The organism is Pseudomonas sp. GM74 (assembly GCF_000282455.1).
In the GTDB taxonomy this organism is placed as follows: domain Bacteria; phylum Pseudomonadota; class Gammaproteobacteria; order Pseudomonadales; family Pseudomonadaceae; genus Aquipseudomonas.
In genome coordinates, this window is record NZ_AKJG01000106.1 from 82,648 (window position 1) to 90,158 (window position 7,511).

Sequence of the window (7,511 nt, forward strand, 5' to 3'; positions counted from 1 at the left end):
AACCACCATGAAAGTACTGATCGTCCACGCTCACCCGGAGCCGCAATCCTTCACCGCCGCCCTGCGTGACCAGGCCGTCGCCACCCTCGAAGCCCAGGGCCACGAAGTGCAGGTCAGCGACCTGTACAAAATGAACTGGAACCCGGTGGCCAGCGATGCCGACTTCTCGAATCGGGAAAACCCCGAGTATCTGGTCTATGCCCTGGAACAACGCCTGGGCGTGAAGAGCCAGTCGCTGGCGCCGGACATCCAGGCCGAACTGGACAAACTGCTGTGGGCCGACCTGCTGATCCTCAACTTCCCGATCTTCTGGTTCTCCACCCCGGCCATGCTCAAGGGCTGGATCGACCGGGTGCTGGTGTCGGGCATCTGCTATGGCGGCAAGCGCTTCTACGATCAGGGTGGGTTGGCCGGCAAGAAGGCGCTGGTGACCGTGACCCTGGGCGGGCGTGAACACATGTTCGGCGACGGTGCGATCCACGGCCCATTGGAGGACATGCTGCGCCCGATCCTGCGCGGCACGCTGGCTTACGTCGGCTTCGATGTGCTGGAACCCTTCGTGGCCTGGCATGTGCCGTACATCAGCGACGAAGCGCGCAAGGGCTTTCTCGATGACTACAGCCAGCGATTGCTGCATTTAAGCGACGAGCAGCCGTTGGTGTTTCCGAAGCTGGCGCAATTCGATGACAAGCTCTATCCCCTGACACCCAATGCCTGATTGAACACCACACCCCCATGTGGGAGCGGGCTTGCTCGCGAATGAGATCTGTCAGTTGACCCCACTGGCGACTGACACACCGCCTTCGCGAGCAAGCCCGCTCCCACAATGATCGGCGCTACCGCGGATGCCTGACCAACACCACAAAACCTGTGGGAGCGGGCTTGCCCGCGAAGAGGGCATCAGCTTCAACATCCATGTTGACCGAGCCACCGCCATCGCGAGCAAGCTCGCTCCCACAATGATCGGCGCTGCCGCAGATGCCTGACCAACACCACAAAACCTGTGGGAGCGGGCTTGCCCGCGATGAGGGCATCAGCTTCAACATCTATGTTGACCGAGCCTCTTCCATCGCGAGCAAGCTCGCTCCCACAAAGACCTGCATTGTTCTGAATACGCAAACACTGAAGTCGCCGAGAATGGAATTGTTGGTGCAGTGGCGGGCTTGTAGCCTCCATTACGCCGAACACCACGATCCGCCAACGACCGGGTGGAGCTCAAGCCAGGGCTCATCAAGACGTCATACCTTGCTTTCGGCCTCATGCCCCTTCGGGGGATTGGCGCCTAATAAAAATAAGGAAGGCAGGTATGAGTATTCGTGCATGGGTTTGCGCAGCAACCCTGTTCGCGCCCGTTCTGGGCGCCGACGTTTTGTTTCCCTCTATGGCTCTGGCAGCAGACGATCCCATGGGTTCGCTGGTGCGCAATGTCTTCGGCGACAGCCTTGAGCGCGAACACGGGATCAAGATCTACGGCTGGGCTCAGGCCGGTGTGATCTATAACAACAACGGCACGGATGACGTCAGCAAGCAGAGCTTCTTCAATACCGACGAAGGTGTGAACCTCAACCAGTTCGCCCTGGCCGTGGAAAAGAAACCCAAGAGCAATGTGATCGGCCGCGTCGGACCGTTTCCCGGCGCGATGCCGCAAGAAGCTGATTGGGGTTTCAACGTCACGGCGCTGTACGGCAAGGATGCGCGCTTCTTCAAGACCTACGGCTGGGACGAAGACCTGAGCGTCAACCGCGACAACAAGCCTGAAGATCCGGCGTTCACCGTCGCCCAGGCTTACGTCAACTTCTACTTCCCCGTGCTCGGCGGCTCTGAGCTGATGATCGGGATTTTCCACACACCGCTGGAAAACGAAATCGGTTTCGCCTTGCCATCTCCGGCCCCGACTGACTTCTACTCCCACACCTATTCATTCATGCACGGCCCGGCCAAACATGCCGGTGCACTGTACTCGTTCAAACTGCCTTCGGAACCGGGCGAAAGCATGCTCGGCTTCGAACTGGGGGTGGTTCAGGGCTGGAACAACCTGCAGGATCCCAATCACTCGCCGGACGTGATCGCCAACGTGCGCTGGCGCTCGGCGGACTTCGGCACCTGGATCGACTGGGAAAACATCTACGGTAATGGCGCTGGCGACAGTTTCGCCGAATGCAGTTGTGGCTCGCCGCTGCCGGCGGGCACCAAGGATGACGACTACAAGCGCCTGGCGTCCTACCTGACCCTGTCGCAAGTGCTCGACCCGAACAACCGCGTGGCGCTGGAGTTGAACTACGGCAAGCAGGAGCAGGGCGCCTTCGCCGGGTTCGCCAACAAGAACGACGCGACCTGGTATGGCACGGACGTGAACTGGTACCACAAACTCAGCGAAAACCTGATGTGGAACAGTCGCGCCGAGTGGTTCTACACCGACGCCCCGGTCCACGTGATGATGGCCAACATCGACCCGAACACTGGCATCCCGGACCCGACCTGGGGCAGCTTCTACGGCGTCACCACCAACCTGGCCTGGACGCCGACACCCAACGTGCGCCTGCGCCCGGAACTGCGCTACGACATCCATTCAGGCCCCGGCCGCGATGCCTATGCCGACGGCGAAAAGGATTCGCAAGTGGTCGCGTCGTTCGACGTCAGTTTCTTCTTCTGAACGGATTTCCCTGCTTTACCCCTGACCCTGCGTGATGGCCCGGCCACACGTGGCGACCCTGTTCGTCCAGGCTTTTGGAGTACTTACATGACAGACAACAACGATAAAAACCTGTTAGACCGCGACTTCTCCCGCCGTGATTTCCTGCGCAGTACCGGCATTGCCGTCGGTGGCGTGGCACTGGCAAGCATGCCGTTCACCTTTGCTATCGGCGGTGAGCGGGTGATCAAACTGGGCTATGTCAGCCCGCAGACCGGACCGTTGGCGCCGTTTGCGGCTGCCGACAACTACATCATCGAGTCGCTCAAGCAAGTCTTGAAGAACTCGATCAATGTCGCAGGCAAGGCCTATCGTCTGGAGGTCATCGTCAAGGACAGCCAGTCCAACCCCAACCGCGCGGCGGAAGTGGCGAGCGAGCTGATTCTCTCGGACCAGGTCGATCTGATGCTGGTGTCGTCGACCCCGGAAACCACCAACCCGGTTTCCGATCAATGCGAAATCAACGAGGTTCCGTGCATCTCCACGGTGGCGCCGTGGCAGCCGTGGTTCTTTACCCGTGGCGGCAAACCGGAGCAGGGCTTTGAGTGGACTTACCACTTTTTCTGGGGCTTGGAAGATGTGATCGGTACTTACAGCGCCATGTGGGGGGCGATGCCATCGAACAAAGTGGTCGGCGGCCTGTTCCCCAATGACGGCGATGGCAATGCGTGGGGCGACCAGAAGCTCGGTTTTCCGCCGGTACTGGCGCGAAAGGGCTTTCAACTGGTCGACCCTGGCCGCTTCCAGAGTCTGACTGACGACTTCTCTGCACAGATTGCCGCGTTCAAAAAGGCCGACGTCGAGATCGTCACCGGCGTGGTCATCCCGCCGGACCTGAGCACGTTCTGGACCCAGGCCCGGCAGCAAGGCTTCAATCCGAAAGCCGTGTCGGTGGGCAAGGCATTGTTGTTTCCGACGGCAGTCGAGGCATTGGGCAAGGCCGGCAACAACCTGTCGACCGAAATCTGGTGGAGCCCGACGCACCCGTTCAGTTCGTCATTGACCGGCGCCAGTGCCGGCCAATTGGCCCAGGGTTTCACCCAGGCCACCGGCAAGCAGTGGACGCAACCGTTGGGGTTCGTGCATGCCCTGTTCGAACTGGCAGTGGACATCCTCAAGCGCACCGAAGAAATCGGCAACGCCCAAGCAGTCCGCGATGCCTTGCTCAAGACCAACCTCAACACCGTGGTCGGCCCGATCAACTGGAATGGCGGACCGGTGAAGAACGTCGCCAAGACGCCTCTGGTCAGCGGCCAGTGGCGACTGGGCAAGGACAATAAATACGACCTGATCGTGACCAGCAATGCCACCGCCCCGGCGATCCCGCTGGGCGGCGAGATGCAGGCCATTACGTATTGATCGCGCAACAGGACACGGGTGCATCATGCAACAACCACTTCTGCAAATGACCGATGTGCACAAAAGTTACGGCTCGGTGAAGGTCACGGATGCCATCGACCTGACCCTGCAACCCGGTGAAGCCCTGGGTATCATCGGTCCCAATGGCGCGGGTAAAAGCACGCTGTTCAACCTGATCGCCGGTGGCGTGGCGGCCGACAAAGGACAGATCCATTTCGAAGGCCGCAACGTCACCCGCGAACCTGTGTTCAAGCGCTGTCAGCAGGGCATCGGCCGTTCCCATCAGATTCCGCATCCGTTCGTGAAAATGACCGTGTTCGAGAACCTGTTGGTGGGCGCAACCTTCGGTGCACGGCTGCGTGACAACGAAGCCAGTCAGTGGTGTGCGCAGACGCTGGAACTCACTGGCCTGATGCGCAAGGCCAACGTGCTGGCCGGCTCACTGACCTTGCTCGACCGCAAGCGCCTGGAAATGGCCCGGGCCTTGTCGACCCAGCCGCGCCTGTTGTTGCTCGACGAAATTGCCGGTGGCCTGACCGAACCGGAATGCCTGGCACTGGTGGAAACCATTCAAGGCATCCACAAGTCCGGCGTTGCCATCATCTGGATCGAGCACATTGTGCATGCCTTGCTGGCGGTGGTCAGTCGCCTGACGGTGATCAACTTCGGCGCCAAGCTGGCCGAAGGCGAACCGCGCAGCGTGATGACCGATCCTCGGGTCCAGGACATTTACATGGGCATCGGGAGCTGACGCATGCTGACCATCGAAAAACTCTGCGCCGGCTATGGCGACTTTCAAGCGCTATTCGACATCAGCCTGACCCTTGAGGCCGGTGAAACCGTGGCGATCATCGGCTCCAACGGCGCGGGCAAGTCGACGTTCCTGCGCTCCTTGGCCGGGTTGATCAAGAACCAGCCGAGCGCCATTACTTTCAAGGGGCAGGCCATTGGCGACATGGCAGCCAATCGGGTGCTGGAGCGCGGCATCGCGCTGGTGCCGGAAGGCCGCAAGCTGTTTCCCTCGCTGACGGTGGAAGAAAACCTGCTGATCGGCGCCTACAGCAAACGCCCGGGACCGTGGACGCTCAAGCGCATCTATCAGTTGTTCCCTGTGCTGGAAAAACTGCGCAAGCGACCGGGCACCGCTCTGTCTGGCGGCCAGCAGCAAATGGTCGCGATTGGCCGGGGCCTGATGGCCAACCCGCACTTGCTGTTGTGCGACGAAATCAGCCTGGGCCTGGCGCCGACGACGATCAAGGACATCTACGCCGCATTGCCCTCGATCAAGGCCGACGGCACCACGGTGATTCTCGTCGAGCAGGACATCAATCAGGCACTGAGTGTGTGCGACCGCTTCTATTGCTTCCAGGAAGGGCGGGTGTCCCTCACCGGCCGGCCTGGGGATGCGGACAAAGCACAAATCAAAGCCGCGTATTTCGGGATCTAGTGATGGAATGGCTCAATACTTTGCTTCAAGGCATGTTGCTCGGCGGCCTGTACGCGATGTTCGCTGTGGGGCTGTCGCTGATGTTCGGCATCATGCGTCTGGTCAACATCGCCCATGGCGACTTCATTGTGCTGGCGTCGTACCTGGCGCTGGTGGTGGTCAATCATCTGGGCTTCAGCCCGTTGGCGAGTCTGCTGATCGTGGTGCCGCTGATGTTCTGTTTCGGCTATCTGCTGCAACGGCTGTTACTCAACCGCACGCTGGGCACGGACATCCTGCCGCCGTTGCTGGTGACGTTCGGCCTGTCGATCATCGTGCAGAACGTGCTGCTGGAATTTTTCAGTGCCGACAGCCAAAAACTGGCTCAAGGCGACCTTGAAGTGGCCAGCGTCGGCATGGGCAGCCTGAGCGTCGGCGTGATGCCGCTGATCGTGTTCTGCAGTGCGTTGCTGATCATCGGCGGCCTGCAATTGCTGTTCTACAAAACATCGTTGGGCCGGGCGTTTCGCGCCACCTCTGATGACCAGCACACCGCACGGCTGATGGGCGTCAACAACGCGCACATTTTCGGCCTGGCCATGGCGCTGGCGATGGCCGTGGTGTCGATTGCCGGCGTGTTCCTGGCGATCCGCACCAGCTTTGACCCTACGGTCGGGCCGGCGCGGCTGTTGTACGGCTTTGAAGCGGTGATCATCGGCGGCCTGGGCAGTCTGTGGGGCACGCTGGCCGGAGGGGTGATTCTCGGCGTTGCGCAAACCCTGGGGGCAAAAATCGATCCCGGCTGGCAAATCCTCGCCGGTCACCTTGTGTTTCTGCTGATCCTGGTCGTGCGTCCGCGTGGCCTGTTTCCCCGGAGTGTCGACTGATGAATGCCTTGAACAACCCCGCGCTCAGGTTTCGCGTACAACGCACGACCACCAGCAGCACCATCGGCCTGTCGTTGCTGGGTCTGTGCGTATTGATCTTGCTCAGTGCACCCTTGTGGGCCGACCGGGCGAGCCTGCGCCTGGTGGTGGAGTTCGCCTATTACCTGGCGTTGGCGCAAATGTGGAACCTGCTGGCGGGCTACGCCGGCATGGTCTCGGTAGGGCAGCAGGCCTTCGTCGGTCTGGGCGGCTATCTGCTGTTTATGCTGGCGAGCCAATTCGGTGTGCCGCCCTTGGTCGCGGTGCTGCTTTCAGGCGTGTTGGTGGCGTTGCTGGCGATTCCCACGGCGCTGATCGTGTTTCGTCTGCGTGGCGCCTACTTCGCCATCGGTACCTGGGTGGTGGCGGAGGTTTTCCGTTTGGGTCTGGCGCAGATGAGCAGCCTGGGTGGCGGGTCGGGGCAAAGCCTGCCGGCGGCTATTGTGAGGCAGATCGGCAATGACCGGGACGGACGCGAAACACTGATCTATTTCACTGCGCTGGCCATCGCCATTGCCGCCGTGGCAGCCGTGTTTTTTCTGCTGCGCTCGCGTCAGGGCCTGGCGCTGGCATCGATTCGTGATTCTGAACCCGCGTCCGGCAGCCTCGGGGTGGATACGTTTCGCACCAAACTGATGGTCTACGTACTGGCCGCCGGCTGTACGGGCGTGGTTGGAGCGTTGATCTTCCTGCAAAAGCTGCGCATTTCTCCGGATGCGGCGTTCAACCTGCAGGACTGGACGGCGGTGGTGATCTTTATCGTGATCATCGGTGGCATCGGCACCCTGGAAGGGCCGTTGATCGGCACGCTGATTTACTTCGTATTGCGCGGTTGCCTGGCGCAGTACGGCGCGCTGTACATGATTATCCTCGGTGTGGTCGCGGTGGTGGTGATGCTCAAGGCGCCGCAAGGGGTGTGGGGGTTGATCAGCGAGCGCCTGGGCTGGCAGGTTTTCCCGATGCAGCGACGGTTATCTGTACAGCCCCAGCCATAACACACCGTCCACAACAGCTGGCGAAGCCTGCGTTTGCGGTTTACCTGATAGACCGTGTTGTTTGGTTTTACGACTGCTGCGCAGCCGAACGCCGGCTGCGCCAGCTGCTACAA

The 7,511-nt window shown here is 60.7% G+C and carries 7 protein-coding genes; all 7 read left to right on the top strand.

What is annotated here, in order from left to right:
• Positions 1–7 precede the first annotated feature (7 nt).
• Entirely contained in the window at positions 8–718 is a 711-nt protein-coding gene (locus tag PMI34_RS07570; RefSeq protein ID WP_008052239.1) for an NAD(P)H-dependent oxidoreductase, read from the top strand.
• A 588-nt stretch (positions 719–1,306) separates the two neighbouring features.
• On the top strand, positions 1,307–2,653 hold the full coding sequence (locus PMI34_RS07565; protein WP_008052240.1) for an outer membrane beta-barrel protein: 1,347 nt from the start codon (positions 1,307–1,309) through the stop codon (positions 2,651–2,653).
• An 87-nt stretch (positions 2,654–2,740) separates the two neighbouring features.
• Positions 2,741–4,051 carry an ABC transporter substrate-binding protein gene (locus PMI34_RS07560; protein WP_008052241.1) on the top strand — a complete coding sequence of 437 codons (1,311 nt, stop codon included), beginning with the start codon at positions 2,741–2,743 and terminating at the stop codon, positions 4,049–4,051.
• 25 nt (positions 4,052–4,076) lie between these two features.
• Positions 4,077–4,802 (top strand): ABC transporter ATP-binding protein, encoded by a 726-nt coding sequence (locus PMI34_RS07555; RefSeq protein WP_008052242.1) that lies wholly within the window; start codon positions 4,077–4,079, stop codon positions 4,800–4,802.
• A gap of 3 nt (positions 4,803–4,805) precedes the next feature.
• Positions 4,806–5,498: an ABC transporter ATP-binding protein gene (locus PMI34_RS07550; RefSeq protein WP_008052243.1), complete on the top strand. Its 693-nt coding sequence runs from the start codon at positions 4,806–4,808 to the stop codon at positions 5,496–5,498.
• A 2-nt stretch (positions 5,499–5,500) separates the two neighbouring features.
• Positions 5,501–6,364, top strand: a complete 864-nt coding sequence (locus PMI34_RS07545) for a branched-chain amino acid ABC transporter permease (protein WP_008052244.1) — start codon at positions 5,501–5,503, stop codon at positions 6,362–6,364.
• Positions 6,364–7,398 (top strand): branched-chain amino acid ABC transporter permease, encoded by a 1,035-nt coding sequence (locus PMI34_RS07540; RefSeq protein WP_008052247.1) that lies wholly within the window; start codon positions 6,364–6,366, stop codon positions 7,396–7,398. The genes PMI34_RS07545 and PMI34_RS07540 overlap by 1 nt, the downstream gene beginning before the upstream one ends.
• Positions 7,399–7,511 lie beyond the last annotated feature (113 nt).